Genomic DNA, 15,644 nt, shown 5'->3' on the forward strand with positions numbered 1-15,644 from the left:
TGTTTTCTTTGGTATTTAATAAAGTTAACTTTGTCGAAAAGGATACGTTTTGTTCCATTCTCAGAAGGGAAAATCAAAAAAATAAATAAATAGCAGCACATGAAAAATACTTTAAGCATTTTATTCTTATCGTTCTTGTTGGTTTCTTGCCAGCAGACAATAAAACCAGAGGATATATCCAAAATTAACGGGTATTGGGAAATTCAAAAAGTAGTTTTTGATGATGGTGAAGATAAAGATTATGCTATCAATGAAAGTTATGATTATTTCGAAATTGGTGCTAATAGAGTAGGTTTCCGAAAGAAAGTAAAGCCACAATTGGACGGTACTTTTTTAGTTAATAATACGTATGAAAATGCAAGAGTACGATTTAAGGATGGAAAAGTTTTTATAGAATATGCTACTCCTTATGCTAGATGGACAGAAGAGTTGGTTGCTATTTCAGACAAGGAATTAGTCTTCAGAAATGCAGAAAAAAAAGAATATCATTATAAAAAAGCAGAATCAATTAATATTCTTGGAGATGGCAAAAAGACTGAATGATCAAAGTACGGTTGGGGATATTTTGCAACAAATTATCCAAGTGAATAAGTTGCAAGGCGGAATGGATCAAATTGATGTTAGGGAAGCCTGGAAAAACTTAATGGGTAACGGTGTCAATCATTACACAAAAAACGTAGTTTTGAAAGGAACAACTTTGTATGTAGAACTTTCATCAGCCGTTTTGCGGGAAGAATTAAGTCACGGAAAATCTAAAATTGTGGCACTGATTAACGAAGAATTGCGTCGTGATGTAGTGAAGGATGTTGTTTTTAGATAGTGGTCAGTGGTCAGTTGTGATTATAAATAAAAAATCCAGTTTCAAATTTTTGAAACTGGATTTTCTATTTTGTTTATAGTTTTAAGTTGTGACTGAACACTAAAAACTGAACACTGAATACTAGAACTGCTCTCTTCCTGAAAAGTGAAAAGCACTTTCGATAGCTGCGTTTTCATCGCTATCAGAACCGTGAACTGCATTTTCTCCTAATGAAGTTGCGTATGCTTTACGAATAGTTCCTTCAGCAGCTTCGGCAGGATTTGTAGCTCCAATCAAAGTTCTGAAATCTTCAACAGCATTTTCTTTTTCTAAAATAGCAGCAACGATTGGACCTCTTGACATAAATTCTACTAATTCTCCGTAGAAAGGTCTTGCGGCATGAACCGCATAAAAGGCTTGCGCATCAGCAACAGTTAATTGAGTTAATTTCAAGGATACGATTTTGAAACCACCGTTTGTGATCATTGCTAATATATTTCCGATGTGTCCGTTAGCAACCGCATCAGGTTTAATCATTGTAAAAGTTCTATTTGTAGCCATTTTTTGTTTTTTTAAATTTGGTGCAAAAATATAACTTTTTTGTGAATTGATTTTAATAAATCAACAATTAAAAAGGGACAAAAAGTTAAATCTAGAAGATAATTACTTCAAATTGATTTTCTAAAGGTTTTAGCTGTGTGATTAATTTTTGGATCAAATGGTTTCCGTTTTCGAGATAAAATTCAGAAAAATTGGTTTGGCGTTCTTGTAAACTTTTATTAGGAAACAATTCGTTTTGCAAATCGGTAATTCGCTCTAATTCATCAAAATGCTTCTTTTTTTGCGCTTTTAATAGCCGTTTTTCTAAATTTTCTAAACCTTTTATTTGTTTAGCTTCTTGAGCTTTTACTGCACCAAGAAAAGATTTATCTGTTTTTTCCACCAAGCTGTGCAGATAATGAAACTGATTTTTTAAAAAATCTTTTTGAATGGATAAATCAATTGAAAATTCATCCAATAATTTTGTTTTTTCGTTAACTAAAGTTTCTTGTTTCAAAAATAAATTACTCCAAGTCAATCCTAGTTTGTCCGCTTTTTTGGCTTGTTTTTCGGTTGCCAACAGCACTGAATTTCGAAGTAGTAGTATTGGAAAACTAACATTTACAGCTTCAAAAAAAGATTTTAGTTCCAACCAATAAGCAATTTCCCCGCCACCGCCAATGTAGCATAAATTAGGTAAAATTACTTCTTGGTACAACGGACGCATAATAACATTGGGACTGAATTTCTCCGGATGATTTTCTACTAAAGAAAATATTTCACTTTCTGAAAATTCTATTTTGGTGTTATTTACCAAGTATTTTCCATTTTCAAAAATAATTCGTTCTCGTAAATCATCTTCAATATAAAATAAGTTGATTTCTCTAGGATTGACTTGGGCGGTATATTCTTTTAGTTTTTCAATAGTTTCAAGGACTTTTTTATGCGCAGTTTGTTGCGTCAATTCTTCTTTTATATAAGGAATGAAAGTTCTTTTCAAATCTTGGTTATCCGCATCAATAATGACTAATCCGTATTCACCAAAAAGTTCGTTCGCCAAAAAACGTGTTGCTTCAGCTAAATTGGAATGATTCAAATAAGATTCCTGAAAAAGTTTCTTGATGGTATCTGCGTTTTTTCCAGTTCCGAGTTCATGTGAGTAAACTTCAAAAAAATCAGCTAATCCTTCAGTTGATAACCGTCCAACTGGGCCAGCGCTTTCCTTGTTCCAGCGAAATTTTCGTCCTTTGAAATTGAAATAATTTATTTCATCAAAATCGTGATCCTCGGTCGCCATCCAATAAATAGGCACAAAGTTTTCCGATGGATATTTCGCTTTCAGTTCTTTTGCCAGATTGATAGTTGAAATGATTTTATACAAGAAATACAGTGGCCCCGAAAATAAATTCAGTTGATGTCCTGTGGTAATCGTAAAAGTGTTTGAATTGTTTAAAAGTTTAATGTTGTTTAAGGTATTATCTGAAGCGTTTATTTTAGAATATTGCACTTCTAAAACCGAAACTAAAACAGCTCGGTTTTCATTGGCATAGTTGGTTTTCTTTTCCTTTATTTGTGCTTCGAAATTTTCAAGATTTGGAAACCGATGGTATAATGACTGTATGGATTCTTTTTGATCTAAATAATCATTCATCAAAGAAGAAAAATAACCAGAGTTTTGGTAGCTGATACAGTCGGTTGGCATAGTAAAATTTTTAATGCTAAAGTACCAAAATATTGGAATTGAATCTTGGTTCTTTTCGAAAATTAACATCATTTTATACAATTCATTATGGCAAATAATTCTAATCCCGATCAAGTAAATTCATTAAATCATATCCTTTTTGGCAGTTTGATAGGGACAACTATTGAGTTTTTTGATTTTTATATTTATGCCAATGCAGCTGTTTTGGTTTTTCCACAATTGTTTTTTCCGAGTTCAAGTCCGACTATGGCAACCATACAATCGTTGGCTACTTTTTCCATAGCCTTTATATCTCGCCCTTTAGGTTCTGCTTTTTTTGGACATTATGGCGATAAAATTGGGCGTAAATTTACTTTAGTCGCTGCCTTATTAACCATGGGAGTTTCTACAGTTGCCATTGGTTTTTTGCCTAGTTATGCCAGTATTGGTGTTGCGGCTCCTTTATTATTGATGTTGTGCCGATTTGGGCAAGGCGTTGGATTAGGAGGCGAATGGGGAGGAGCTGTTTTGTTGGCTATCGAAAATGCACCACCAAACAAACGCGCTTGGTACGGAATGTTTCCGCAATTAGGTGCGCCAATTGGTTTGTTGCTTTCAGGGGGAACTTTCTTGTTGCTGACCGATTCGATGAGCGCAGCAGCTTTTATGGATTACGGTTGGAGAATTCCTTTTATTGCCAGTTCACTTTTGGTTCTAGTTGGTTTTTACATCCGAACTAAAATTTCGGAAACACCTTCTTTTGAAAATTCAAAAACAGCACACGAAGAAGTAAAAATTCCATTTTTGACTTTGATTAAATCCTATAAAAATCAATTGATTTTTGGAACATTAGCTGCCGTTACCACTTTCTTGGTTTTTTATCTAATGACGGTATTTACATTGAGCTGGGCTACTTCTGATTTGGGTTTTGGAAAAAGGGATGCGTTGTTAATTCAGTTGTTTTCGGTATTGTTTTTTGCTTTATTTATACCCGTTTCAGCAGTTGTTGCTGATAAAATTGGACGCCGAAAAATGTTAATTATTGCTACAATTGCCATTGCGATTTTTGGTTTTTTCTTCTCTTATTTTCTAAATTCAGGAAGTACTGTTATGGTTACTGGTTTTATATGTATGGGAATGGCTTTGATGGGATTTACTTATGGACCATTGGGAACATTCTTATCGGAATTATTTCCTACCACAGTTCGTTATTCAGGAGCTTCATTAACCTTTAATATGGCGGGAATTTTGGGTGCGGCTTTTGCTCCAATGGTAGCTATTTGGTTGGCATCAACCTATAGCTTGACTTATGTTGGGTTTTACTTGACGGCTGCAGCTTGTATTTCTTTGGTTGCTTTTTTGTTGATTAGCAAAGAGGAGCATAAGTTTTAGAAACGATTTTACTCAAGAAAAAGGTCTTCTGTGAATTTTAATTATTTTCAGAAGACCTTTTTTTGTAATTAAAATATTGAGTTATTATCAATGACATCAATTTCCTACACTTTTGGATTTGCCACAATTTGGGTATCCGCTATTTTTCTATCCGTGTACAAAACGACCTCTTTTATTACTAATTTTTGAATTGCGGAAATGAAGGTTCTCATTAATGCGTAATTTGGTTGTTTGTTTTTCACTGGTAGTGAAACTTTGTCAGTTTGTATTTTTCTATTACTAATACTATCTCCCCAAGAATATTTACGCCCTAAACTTTTGTTAATGCAAGTTGCAAGATATAATTGGCTTAACTTATTTTTTTCATCCTCTTTTCGTAAATTTAAAATTAAATTATGACTGTCATTTGAATAAAAATTATTTTCTTGATATGTAACAACAAAAGTTTTCCCACCTATAAATACACAATTCCCCTTATCTAAATATTTTTCATCATAAGCAATGTAAGAACTAATAGCGTTGTTTTCTGTGCTTGCACACAAATATGGTATGTTTCCGCTATTTTCAACAATATCTCTCGATAAAATGTTTTTGGTGTTTTTAACATCAAATATGTCTATGATATTAAATTCTTCGAATTTCTCTTTACCAAAATTCTTCAAAACCTGCTGTTCTTCTAGTGTCAAAGTATAATCTTTTAATCCAGTTGCTACTAAATATGTTTCCATATTTTTAAAACGTTCAGTCTCTAACTCCGTTATAAAGTTATTAATAAATTCAAAATCTATTTTACCGTTTTTAGTTGGAAGTTGAATTTTTGTTTTGTTCATTTCAACTCGATTGAACTTATTGCCATAATCATATTTTTTTGCTGTAGATACTCTACAAGCAGAAATAATAATTGTCGCAATTGCTTTATTAAAAGGTTCAAACTTTGGAACCAAATGTTGAATATGTGAATAACCAATAAAATCGCGTTGTTGATAAAACATTGTGTCTGCGCCTAATGTTGTATCAGAACAGGTTAAGGTATTACCTTTATTAAGTGGCTGTAAAGTAGAAAAACCCATAACGCCATTTTCTGTTGATGAATTTGAAATTAATGGAACATTTCCGTTAGAAGAAATTATATCTTCATTCTGTAAACGATAATATTTTGTTGGATTTATTTCAAATAAATCGCCTAGTTTGTATTCGCCCCACTTAACATTTTCCAATTCATTGTTAAGTAGGGAATCTACTTTCCCAAACTTTCATCTTCAATATTTTGTTGTTTTAAAATAGTAGAAATTTCCCAAGCCAAGTAATCACTCACAGTTTTCTTGAAATCTTGTAATGTTGGTTTTTCGTCTTGTGGTGCAGATTGATTCCAATCGGCTCCGTTTTTTGGGTCTATTGTAGCTTCGTGGTATTCTTTGTTGGTGAAAATATTAAGTTTGCTTTTGCCAAAACGAACCAAGTTTACTAATTCTTCATAGCGTTGTTTTGCTTGGTTAGTGTCTTTAAGGTTATTGCTGGTTTTTTTGCGGTTGGTTCTTGTGTAGCCATCATTTGAAAAATCTATAAACTTTACCATTTCTTCTTTATGGTGCTTTTCATTTACTTTGAAAACATATATGTTGGTTTGTACACTTGCTTTGCCTATAAAAATATCTACCGGCATCTTGATACTTGCCAAAAGGGTGTGTTTTTCTAAAATTCGTTTGGTATACTCTTTAGCTCTACCTGAACCAGCGGAGTTTTGAATAATAATAGCAGCGTATCCTTTGTTCATCATATTTAATGCTTTTTCAACGAAATTCATTCCATTTCCGTTTGATGAATACGGCGGATTAAGGATAAAAGCATCAGCAGGAAATTTGCTGTTTGTTTTGCCAAAGCCATAATTTCCATCGAAATCTAGTAATGAATCTTTATTTAGAATGTTTGAACTTCCGTCACCCATTAAAATCATATTAAGAATGGCTAACATATAAACGCTAGAAAGCAACTCTAAACCAAGTAATTGTTCGGCTTTTATTTTTATTTCTTTTTGAGTTAATTCTTCTGGCGATGTTATAGTATTTTTGGCATCGTTTAGCATCTCGTTCATTGCTGAAACCAGTAAACCAGCCGAACCTGTGGCAAAATCCCAAACATAGGAATCTTTATTAACACGAGCCAGTTTTACTAAAAGATTGGAAACATAAGATGGTGTTAGTACGACATCGTTTAGTTTGTCTTGCGAAAAACCTAACCAACCATACATTTCGTTGAAAAGTTTTCCTGTAAAATCGGTTGTTAAACCTATTTTGTAATATATGCCTAAATCATCTACGATTTTTGTAAATACTCTTTTTAGTTGGCTTTCACCATCTTGAATTTTATTTATGTTTTCGGTAGTAAGCGTATTTTGTAAGGTGCGAAGTATTAGATTTTTCTTTTCTTCGGGAATTTCTTTTGCATCTAAAAACGCTTTTATTTTCCGTACTATAATATCACCATCTGTATTGCCAATTTCAATAGAAGATTTGAAATCGGTTTTTTCGAGCGGTGCCACTTTACCTGGAATACCTAGTGTTGCAATAATTGAAGCAGCAACAAGATATACACGGTCATTTTCTCCTAATCCTTTTTCGTTGTCGTAAATATCGTGATTCAGTTTTCGTAAGCTGGCATCAATTTCTTTTTCTCGTTGTTCTTTTATTTTTTCAATTTCTTCTTGCGTTAAACTCAATGTTTTTACTTTCTCTATAAACGCATCAAAGTTTTTTGGCGCTAAAAAAGAAAAATCTGAAAACTCCCCCACTTTTTGACCCACACCAAAATTGGTTTTAGAAACAAAATACACTCCAATTTGATGTTTGATGTTTCCAGCTTCGTCTTTGTAACCCGTCATTCCAATAGCAATAATGTCAGTATAACTTGTATGATGTAAAATTGCATTGGCATAATGCACCGCTCCGTTTACAGCAAATGAATTGATGTTTTTAAGATTTGGTTCGTTTTTTGCGTTTTTGTTTTCTACTTGATGGTTTGCATCCAGTTTTACCAAACTATTTTTGTAACCTTTGTACTCAATAAGGATTGGATAGTAGTTTAAATTTTTGTCTTGCAACAGAATTTTTGCATCTACTCGATTTCCTCCTACGCCACCATTTTTAGAATAATAATCAGAAAGTGCTTTGTCTATTTCAGTATTTACTGATTCTTGCTCTAGTTTATATGGTAACTTATAGTTTTTTAGCCATCCATTAGCTAAATCTGCAATATTGGGTTCTACTGATTGTATCATTTTTTTATGTGCCGAATTTCTTCAAATGTAAAAATAAAATCGGTTGTAAACAATCGATTGAATACAATCGGTTAAAAACAATCTTGACATCATAAATTTATCTTATGAAAAGGATAAGAAAAACAGAAATTCCACAAGCTGTTATTGAACTGGGTAATAGGATAAAAGATATTATTAAAGAGAAAAATCTTGTATCTAAAAATGTAGCATACGATGCGGGATTAGATGTTGAAAATTTGAGGAAATACATTAAGGGAATCCAAGAAATGAAGATTTCCACAATGTTGAAAATAGCATCAGCTCTTGAAGTTGAACCATCCGAACTTATCAAGGGACTAAAGATTGATTTTGAAAAATAGTGAATGTTATTATTTAGTAAAAACTAAGTTTTCTTTATATTATAAAAAAATAAGGTAAACCCAGACTTGTTCTGGGTTTTTTTATTTACACAAATTTCACTTACCAATTGTTTTAAAAAATCAGTAAACCACAAATTTTAATTTTACTTTTGCATAAAATAATTTTCATTTGAAAACCCAACTCTTTCTCATCACGCCACCCTTTACCCAACTGAATACACCTTATCCAGCGACGGCTTATATCAAAGGGTTTTTGAACACCAAAAACATTTCGGCAACTCAAGCGGATTTGGGTATTGAAGTGATTTTGAAATTGTTTTCGAAAGAAGGATTGACTCATTTATTTAGCACCAATAACTGTCAACCATCAACTGATAACTGTAAACGAATTTTCGCTCTCCAAGACGAATACATCAAAACTATTGATTCCGTTATTGCATTTTTGCAAGGAAAAAATCCAACATTGGCACTTCAAATTTGTCAGGAAGATTATTTGCCAGAAGCTTCGAGATTTTCTCAATTAGAAGAATTGGATTGGGCTTTTGGAACAATGGGAACGCAGGATAAAGCCAAGCATTTGGCGACTTTATACCTCGAAGATATTTCCGATTTTATTGTAGAATGTGTCGATGCCAATTTTGGTTTCAGCCGTTATGCAGAACGTTTGGGACGATCTGCCAATTCTTTTGACGAATTATATTTTGCTCTTCAACAAGAACCTACTTATATAGATAACGTTTTATTTTCGCTTTTGAAAGACAGAATCGAAACCATTCAACCTGAAATGTTTTTGATTTCTGTTCCTTTTCCTGGTAATTTATACTCTGCTTTTCGTTCTGCTCAATGGGTGAAAAAGCACTATCCGAATATCAAAATTTCAATGGGAGGCGGGTTTCCTAATACTGAATTGCGTTCGCTTTCGGATACTCGTGTTTTTGAATTTTTCGATTATATTACGTTGGATGATGGCGAATTGCCAATAGAACTTTTAAATTCCAAAATTCAAAATCCAAATTCTAATGAGTTTAAACGGACTTTCCTTCTCGAAAACGGAAAGGTTGTTTATAAAAATAATTCTACCCGAAGCGACTACAAACAATCCCAAGTGGGTACACCTGATTATTCTGATTTATTTTTGGATAAATACATTTCGGTTATCGAAATTGTGAATCCAATGCACCGAATGTGGAGCGACGGACGATGGAATAAACTCACGATGGCACACGGTTGTTATTGGGGAAAATGTACGTTTTGTGACATTTCATTAGATTATATAAAAGTGTACGAACCCATTGCTGCCAATTTATTGTGCGATCGGATGGAGGAAATGATAGCGCAAACAGGTCAAAATGGTTTTCATTTTGTAGATGAAGCAGCACCGCCGGCTTTGATGCGAGCTTTGGCACTTGAAATTCTTCGCAGGAAATTATCAGTAACTTGGTGGACAAACATTCGATTCGAGAAAAGTTTCACAAGAGATTTATGTTTGTTATTGAAGGCTTCAGGATGTATTGCCGTTTCCGGTGGGCTCGAAGTAGCTTCCGATCGATTATTAAAATTGATTGACAAAGGCGTTACGGTAGAACAAGTGGCAAAAGTTACTCGTAATTTTACAGAAGCAGGTATTATGGTACACGCTTATTTGATGTATGGCTATCCAACTCAAACGATTCAGGAAACGGTTGATAGTTTGGAAATGGTTCGTCAATTGTTTGAAGCAGGTGTTTTGCAATCAGGATTTTGGCATCAGTTTGCAATGACTGCACACAGTCCGGTTGGAATGTATCCAGAGAAATTTGGTGTTGTTCCTACTTCCCCTCCTTTGGAGGCGTTAGGGGAGGTTTTCGCCAATAACGATATTAATTACGTTGACAATACAGGAATCGACCACGATAAGTTCAGTTTTGGATTAAAAAAATCCCTTTTCAATTTTATGCACGGCATTTGTTTTGACTATGAATTGCAAGATTGGTTCGATTTCAAAATCCCGAAAACAAAAATTCATCCTGATTTTATTGTCAATGCTTTGGAAGAAGCCGAAGATTTCAATATCAAACCAACAGCTAAAATCGTTTGGCTAGGAGGGAAGCCAATGGTTGAACATTTCACAAAATCCAAAAAAGGAAATTCTTGGGAAATGATGGCTATGACTTTTCACGACAAAAAGGAAAGTTTTACTATTCAAACCCCAAAACTAGAAGGCGAATGGTTGGTGCAAATGCTTCAAAAAATATCAGTTTCAAACTCTAAAATCTATTCTTTTCAGGAAATAAAAGCAGATTTTGAAACTGATTTAGAAGATTTCGAATTGTTTTGGTATGCCAAACCTGTGAATACTTTACGGGAGTTTGGATTGTTGATATTATAAAAAAAGATATGAAAAGTAATTATTTGCTATTCGGTTTTTTAGTTTTTTCGTCTGTTCTTTTTTCGCAGACAAAACCGAAACTAATTTATTCAGACAATTTCGATAAAGATTGGTCGAATTGGAATGTTGAATTCGAACAACCAGAAAAATCTAGTGTGAAAATTTTAGACGGCAAGTTGGATGTTTCTACAACTATTGGAGCAACAATTTGGTTTAAAACGCAATTGTCTGGAAATATAATAATTACTTACGATGTGATTGTAGTGGAAGATGGCTGTGCTTTCGACCGAGTTTCGGATATGAATGCTTTTTGGATGGCAACAGATCCGAGTTCTAAAACAATACAACGAGATGGAAAATTTTCTTCTTATGACAATTTGAATCTTTATTACGCAGGTGTTGGTGGGCATTACAACAAGTTTACTAGATTCCGTAAATACAATGGAGTTGATGATAAACCTATTTTAAAAGAGTATAGCGACAAGGATCATCTTCTGGAAGGAAACAAAACGTATTCGGTCAAAATAATGGTCAATAAGGGTCGAGTGCAATATTTCTTAAATAGAGAATTATTTTGGGATTTTCAAGATACAAATCCTTACACAAAAGGTTTTTTCGGATTTAGGACTTCTAAAAGTCATCAGCAATTTGATAATTTTAAAGTATTCAAGTTAGAATAGTTTATCTTTTACTTTTCATTATTGTAAGAAAAGAAACCCAATCTTTCGATTGGGTTTCTTTGTATAAATGAGCTACTTTTAATTAATAATTAAAAATTTCTTCTAAAGTAACTTCTTCAATTGTTCCTAGTTTTTTTAGAGCTTCGAAGTCCAAGCTTTCTTTTTTACCAATAATTGCTGTGTTGTATTTCTTGGTTTTTACTTCTTTGTTGAAGAAATCATTCGTGCTTTCTAGCGTAAGATTCTGAATGGTTTTATAAGTATCTTTTCGAATATCATAATCAAAACCTAATTTTTTTAAACTCAATTGATTGAAGAATATATTCGTTTTGATAATTCTGGAAGAAGCAATTTGTTTTAAACTTGAGTCTTTAGCATTGTTGAATTGCTTGTCAATTTTGGGCATTTCAGTCAATAATGTTGAAATAGCTTCAACAGCTTGTGGCAATTTGTTAGCTTGTGTTCCGATAGAAACCTGCATATAATCGAATAGATTCTTGTCATTAGCCATGCTATATAATGCTCGAGCCGAATAGGCTAACGATTTAGATTCTCTAATTTCTTGAAAAACTATTGATGATAATCCTGAACCAAAATAAGAATTAAACACATTGACAGTTCCTGTTAGGCTGGAATTGTATTTTTCACCTTTGGCAATTCGGGTTAATTCTGCTTGAACCATGTCATAGTTGGCAAAATAGACTTTGTTTGCTGTTTCTGGTTCTTGGTATTTTTTTGGATTTGGTATCACTTTGTTGGCATTTAGATTGTGATTTTTTTCTAAAGCTGCAACAATGGGTTTCAAATTATTGCCATAAAAGAAAATCTGATGCTCATAATCCGTTAGTCCTTTTAGTATGTCAGTCAGCTCTGCAACATTCATTTCTTTCAATTCTTTTTCAGAAATAATATCTCTAAAACGGGAATCTTTGCCATATTTTGCATAAGTCGATAAGGCAAGCATAATGTTTTCTTTACGCTTTTTTGCATTGGCTCTGGTGTTCAAAATAGTATTTACCGTGGTGTTATAAACTTCTTGATCTGGTTTTACGTTTTTCAATAGGTTTTCTAATAGTGCAATTCCTTTAGGTAAATTGTCTTCTAAACCAGAAAGAGAAATATAGCTCAAATCGTTTCCAGCACTAACAGTGTATGTAATTCCGATTTTATAAAATTCTTTCTTGACCTCTTCCGCACTCATTTTATCAGTTCCGAAATAGTCTAAAATTCCCATCGCCAAGGATATTTTTTTGTTGTGATCGGATCCCATATTAAAAATGTAATACAGATTGGCAATACTATTGGTCTTGTTTTTAATGAAGCTGATTTCGGTGTTTTTTACTTTTTGGGTTTGTATTTCTTTTTTGAAATCAACATAAACGGGCGTTAAATCAGTTGAAGTTAATTTAGAAAAGTCTTTGTAGAATCCCGATTGTGAATCTCTGTTTAATTGTACAGGAGTGATGCTCGGGTTGCTTACACGAACTAATTTGTCATTGACTCCTTTTCTTTTGTAAACAATCACATAATTGTCTTTGTAAAACTCATTGGCAAATTGAATAACATCTGCTTTTGAAATTTTGGACAATTCGTTGATTTCAGATAAAGTTTCTGTCCAACTTCTTCCTTGGATGAATGAACGATATAATGAAGTTGCTAATCCGTCGCTAGATTCGTAGCTTTTCATTCGTTCTAGTTTCATGTTGTTGATTACCGCTTGGATCATCCAGTCATCAAAGTCTCCTTTTTTGATTTTATCAATTTCAGAAAGCAATAATTTTTTCCCTTCTTCCAAAGCTTGTACTTCTTTCACCGATATGGCTAAAGCTTGATAACCATAATGATTGAAAACCGAAGTATAAGCACCAGCTCCTAGAGCCAATTGTTTTTGATTAATATCAATGTCGATTAAACCAACTCCACCCGTATTGGATAGAATATTAGAGGCGATGTCAGCCAACAAAGCTTCTTTTGTTCCTACTCCAGAAGTTCTCCAGGCCATTGTCAATCGTTCGGCAGTCGGACTTTTTACTTCTCTTTCTACAATAGTAGTCATTGGTTGTTCGGAAAGTTGCTTCTTCATAGGAAGTTCTTTGTAAGCAAATGTTCCAAAATATTGATCCACCATTTTGATGGTTTTGTCAAAATCTAAATCACCAACTAAAACAATGGCCATATTATTAGGCACATAATAGGTGTTGAAATAATTATGAATGGCAACCATGGAAGGATTTTTCAAATGTTCGGGTTTTCCAATGGTGGTTTGCTGTCCGTATGGAGTAATGGGGAACAAAGCATTCATCAATTCATAATTGACAATACGTCCATCATTGTCTTGAACCCGATTGTACTCTTCGTAAACCGCTTCGAGTTCGGTATGAAAAAGGCGCAAGACCAATTCAGAAAAACGTTCTTTTTCAATAATCATCCATTTCTCCAACTCGTTTGCGGGAATATTATTCTTGTAAACAGTCTCTTCTAAATAAGTGTGAGCATTGGTTCCTTTTGCACCTAAAGACGAAATAAGTTTGTCATATTCATTGGCAATAGAATATTTAGAAGCTTCTTGCGAAACTTCATCAATGCGTTTATAGATTGCTTTTTTCTTTTCGGGATCAGTTTCAGCTTTGTGTTGTTCGTATAAATCCGAAATTTGGGCGATTAATTTTTTTTCGGATTCCCAGTTTTGAGTTCCTATTTTGCTGGTTCCCTTAAAAACCATGTGTTCTAAATAATGTGCCAAACCAGTTTTGTCTGATGGGTCATTATTAGAACCTGTTCTTACAGGAATATAAGTTTGAATTCTAGGTTCATCGGTATTCTGTGCCAAGAAAACCTTTAAGCCATTTTTAAGTGTATATACGCGAACACCAGTTTTGTCATTTTTTGTAGTTTCGTACGAATACCCTTGAGTGTCTTTCATTTTTTCGGTAGAAAAGGTTTGTGATATAGCTGTTAATGATAGGGTCAGACAACTAATGAGTATTATTTTTTTCATATTTTTCGATTTTATTCAAAAGTAGCTTAATTTATAGGTATTTGGTGCGAATAATATGTTAAAATGCCAATATTGCCTATTTTTATTCATGAAAAATCATAAAAAAACCCAATCTTTCGACTGGGTTTCTATATAAGTAAGTAATCTTAAATTGAGTTGATAAAACGTTTATTTTACTTTATTAAGTATTGCTTTGAAAGCTACTGGGTGATTCATAGCTAAATCAGCAAGAACTTTACGGTTCAATTCGATGTTTTGCTTTTTGATTTTTCCCATTAGTTGTGAATAAGACATTCCTTCTAAACGAGCTCCAGCGTTGATACGTTGAATCCATAAAGAACGGAAATTTCTTTTGTTCACTTTTCTGTCACGGTAAGCGTAGCACATTGCTTTCTCAACCGCATTTTTAGCAACTGTCCAAACGTTTTTACGACGACCAAAGAAACCTTTGGCTTGCTTCATTATCTTTTTTCTTCTTGCTCTTTTAGCAACTGAATTTACTGATCTTGGCATAATTTTTCTGTTTTTTTGTAGCAGGCGTCCCGAATTCAATCAAGGGAACTTAAGGCCATACTCCAAGGTTATTTTAAATTGTTTTAACCTAAAGATTATCTAGGCAAGAGTGATTTGGCATTAGGCACTAGTTTGAAGACTAATGGCTAGTGACTTTTCACTAATGGCTTATTAGATGATTCTTAATTGTTGTTGGATGCTTTTCATATCCGTTTTGTGAACTAGCGCTGAATGAGTCAAAGCTAATTTACGTTTTTTAGATTTTTTAGTCAAGATATGACTTTTGAAAGCATGCTTTCTCTTAATCTTTCCAGAACCAGTAACTTTAAAACGTTTCTTGGCGCTAGATTTGGTTTTCATTTTAGGCATTTTTTCCTAGTGTTTTTTAATTTATTCTTACTTACTTACTTATCTTTTAGTTTTTAGTCTCCGTTTACACTATGAACTGAAAACTGCGACTGCAAACTGCTTACTTCTTTTTCTTTGGAGCAATAAACATAATCATTCTCTTTCCTTCGAGAACTGGCATTGCTTCTACTTTTCCAAATTCTTCAAGATCGGTAGCCAGTCTTAATAACAAGATTTGCCCTTGATCTTTATAAATGATAGAACGTCCTTTAAAGAAAACAAACGCTTTCAATTTAGAACCTTCTTTCAAGAATTTTTCTGCATTCTTTCTTTTAAACTCATAATCGTGCTCATCAGTTTGAGGACCAAAACGAATTTCTTTTACTACAATTTGAGTAGATTTTGCCTTAAGCTCTTTCTCACGCTTTTTTTGCATATAAACAAACTTTTTATAGTCCATTATTTTACAAACAGGCGGTTCAGCATTAGGCGAAATTTCAACTAAATCCAGTTCAAACTCATCGGCTAATCGTAACGCTTCCGAAAGTTTAAAAACTCCAGGCTCGATATTTTCACCTACAAGCCTTACTTCTTGCACACCACGGATAAGATTGTTTATTCTGTGTGCGTCTTTTTTTTCTACTCGAGGTTGGTAACCTCTATTACTTCTTATTGCTATGACTTTATAATTT

14 protein-coding genes are annotated in these 15,644 nt (G+C 33.4%); 6 read left to right on the forward strand and 8 right to left on the reverse strand.

The features are described 5' to 3' along the window. Positions 1–99: 99 nt before the first annotated feature. Both OZP15_RS05440 and OZP15_RS05445 read left to right on the forward strand, forming a co-directional pair. Complete coding sequence (locus tag OZP15_RS05440) at positions 100–543, forward strand: lipocalin family protein (RefSeq protein ID WP_281337224.1); 444 nt, start codon at positions 100–102, stop codon at positions 541–543. Further along, positions 524–820, forward strand: a complete 297-nt coding sequence (locus tag OZP15_RS05445; RefSeq protein WP_269227877.1) for a DciA family protein — start codon at positions 524–526, stop codon at positions 818–820. Before OZP15_RS05440 ends, OZP15_RS05445 begins: the two co-directional genes overlap by 20 nt. A gap of 120 nt (positions 821–940) precedes the next feature. On the opposite strand, the gene OZP15_RS05450 is transcribed toward OZP15_RS05445, so the two are convergent. Both OZP15_RS05450 and bshC read right to left on the reverse strand, forming a co-directional pair. After that, positions 941–1,360, reverse strand: coding sequence for a nucleoside-diphosphate kinase (locus tag OZP15_RS05450; RefSeq protein WP_269227470.1), 420 nt, complete (start codon positions 1,358–1,360; stop codon positions 941–943). A gap of 91 nt (positions 1,361–1,451) precedes the next feature. Further along, positions 1,452–3,041: a bacillithiol biosynthesis cysteine-adding enzyme BshC gene (gene bshC / locus OZP15_RS05455; protein WP_281337225.1), complete on the reverse strand. Its 1,590-nt coding sequence runs from the start codon at positions 3,039–3,041 to the stop codon at positions 1,452–1,454. Between the two features lie 87 nt (positions 3,042–3,128). On the opposite strand from bshC, the gene OZP15_RS05460 reads away from it, so the two are divergent. Continuing rightward, positions 3,129–4,412, forward strand: a complete 1,284-nt coding sequence (locus OZP15_RS05460) for an MFS transporter (RefSeq protein ID WP_281337226.1) — start codon at positions 3,129–3,131, stop codon at positions 4,410–4,412. A gap of 104 nt (positions 4,413–4,516) precedes the next feature. Here OZP15_RS05460 and OZP15_RS05465 read toward each other — a convergent pair whose 3' ends face one another. Both OZP15_RS05465 and OZP15_RS05470 read right to left on the reverse strand, forming a co-directional pair. Next, positions 4,517–5,629, reverse strand: a complete 1,113-nt coding sequence (locus OZP15_RS05465) for a restriction endonuclease subunit S (RefSeq protein ID WP_269227472.1) — start codon at positions 5,627–5,629, stop codon at positions 4,517–4,519. Positions 5,630–5,649: 20 nt separating this feature from the next. After that, positions 5,650–7,686 carry an HsdM family class I SAM-dependent methyltransferase gene (locus OZP15_RS05470; RefSeq protein WP_281337227.1) on the reverse strand — a complete coding sequence of 679 codons (2,037 nt, stop codon included), beginning with the start codon at positions 7,684–7,686 and terminating at the stop codon, positions 5,650–5,652. Positions 7,687–7,790: 104 nt separating this feature from the next. On the opposite strand from OZP15_RS05470, the gene OZP15_RS05475 reads away from it, so the two are divergent. From OZP15_RS05475 to OZP15_RS05485, 3 genes are all read left to right on the forward strand, one after another. Beyond that, entirely contained in the window at positions 7,791–8,045 is a 255-nt protein-coding gene (locus OZP15_RS05475) for a helix-turn-helix domain-containing protein (RefSeq protein ID WP_140486777.1), read from the forward strand. 169 nt (positions 8,046–8,214) lie between these two features. Continuing rightward, positions 8,215–10,413, forward strand: a complete 2,199-nt coding sequence (locus OZP15_RS05480) for a B12-binding domain-containing radical SAM protein (protein ID WP_281337228.1) — start codon at positions 8,215–8,217, stop codon at positions 10,411–10,413. An 8-nt stretch (positions 10,414–10,421) separates the two neighbouring features. Further along, the gene (locus tag OZP15_RS05485; RefSeq protein ID WP_269227475.1) at positions 10,422–11,093 is read left to right on the forward strand and encodes a DUF6250 domain-containing protein; all 672 of its coding nucleotides are present in this window, start codon (positions 10,422–10,424) and stop codon (positions 11,091–11,093) included. Between the two features lie 82 nt (positions 11,094–11,175). Here OZP15_RS05485 and OZP15_RS05490 read toward each other — a convergent pair whose 3' ends face one another. From OZP15_RS05490 to infC, 4 genes are all read right to left on the reverse strand, one after another. After that, positions 11,176–14,091, reverse strand: a complete 2,916-nt coding sequence (locus OZP15_RS05490; protein ID WP_281337229.1) for a M16 family metallopeptidase — start codon at positions 14,089–14,091, stop codon at positions 11,176–11,178. 168 nt (positions 14,092–14,259) lie between these two features. Continuing rightward, positions 14,260–14,604 carry a 50S ribosomal protein L20 gene (rplT, locus tag OZP15_RS05495; RefSeq protein ID WP_281337230.1) on the reverse strand — a complete coding sequence of 115 codons (345 nt, stop codon included), beginning with the start codon at positions 14,602–14,604 and terminating at the stop codon, positions 14,260–14,262. A 171-nt stretch (positions 14,605–14,775) separates the two neighbouring features. Next, entirely contained in the window at positions 14,776–14,973 is a 198-nt protein-coding gene (rpmI, locus tag OZP15_RS05500; protein ID WP_269227477.1) for a 50S ribosomal protein L35, read from the reverse strand. A gap of 100 nt (positions 14,974–15,073) precedes the next feature. Continuing rightward, entirely contained in the window at positions 15,074–15,631 is a 558-nt protein-coding gene (gene infC / locus OZP15_RS05505) for a translation initiation factor IF-3 (RefSeq protein ID WP_394344383.1), read from the reverse strand. Positions 15,632–15,644: the final 13 nt, after the last annotated feature.

The organism is Flavobacterium eburneipallidum (genome assembly GCF_027111355.2).
Lineage (GTDB): Bacteria > Bacteroidota > Bacteroidia > Flavobacteriales > Flavobacteriaceae > Flavobacterium > Flavobacterium eburneipallidum.

What these genes read in the sequence shown, in the direction of transcription:
- OZP15_RS05470 (WP_281337227.1), bottom strand. Translation starts at nt 7,686, where the DNA reads ATGATACAATCAGTAGAACCCAATATTGCAGATTTAGCTAATGGATGG.
- OZP15_RS05490 (WP_281337229.1), bottom strand. Translation starts at nt 14,091, where the DNA reads ATGAAAAAAATAATACTCATTAGTTGTCTGACCCTATCATTAACAGCT.
- OZP15_RS05485 (WP_269227475.1), top strand. Translation starts at nt 10,422, where the DNA reads ATGAAAAGTAATTATTTGCTATTCGGTTTTTTAGTTTTTTCGTCTGTT.
- rplT (WP_281337230.1), bottom strand. Translation starts at nt 14,604, where the DNA reads ATGCCAAGATCAGTAAATTCAGTTGCTAAAAGAGCAAGAAGAAAAAAG.
- OZP15_RS05445 (WP_269227877.1), top strand. Translation starts at nt 524, where the DNA reads ATGGCAAAAAGACTGAATGATCAAAGTACGGTTGGGGATATTTTGCAA.
- rpmI (WP_269227477.1), bottom strand. Translation starts at nt 14,973, where the DNA reads ATGCCTAAAATGAAAACCAAATCTAGCGCCAAGAAACGTTTTAAAGTT.
- OZP15_RS05450 (WP_269227470.1), bottom strand. Translation starts at nt 1,360, where the DNA reads ATGGCTACAAATAGAACTTTTACAATGATTAAACCTGATGCGGTTGCT.
- OZP15_RS05460 (WP_281337226.1), top strand. Translation starts at nt 3,129, where the DNA reads ATGGCAAATAATTCTAATCCCGATCAAGTAAATTCATTAAATCATATC.
- OZP15_RS05475 (WP_140486777.1), top strand. Translation starts at nt 7,791, where the DNA reads ATGAAAAGGATAAGAAAAACAGAAATTCCACAAGCTGTTATTGAACTG.
- OZP15_RS05440 (WP_281337224.1), top strand. Translation starts at nt 100, where the DNA reads ATGAAAAATACTTTAAGCATTTTATTCTTATCGTTCTTGTTGGTTTCT.
- bshC (WP_281337225.1), bottom strand. Translation starts at nt 3,041, where the DNA reads ATGCCAACCGACTGTATCAGCTACCAAAACTCTGGTTATTTTTCTTCT.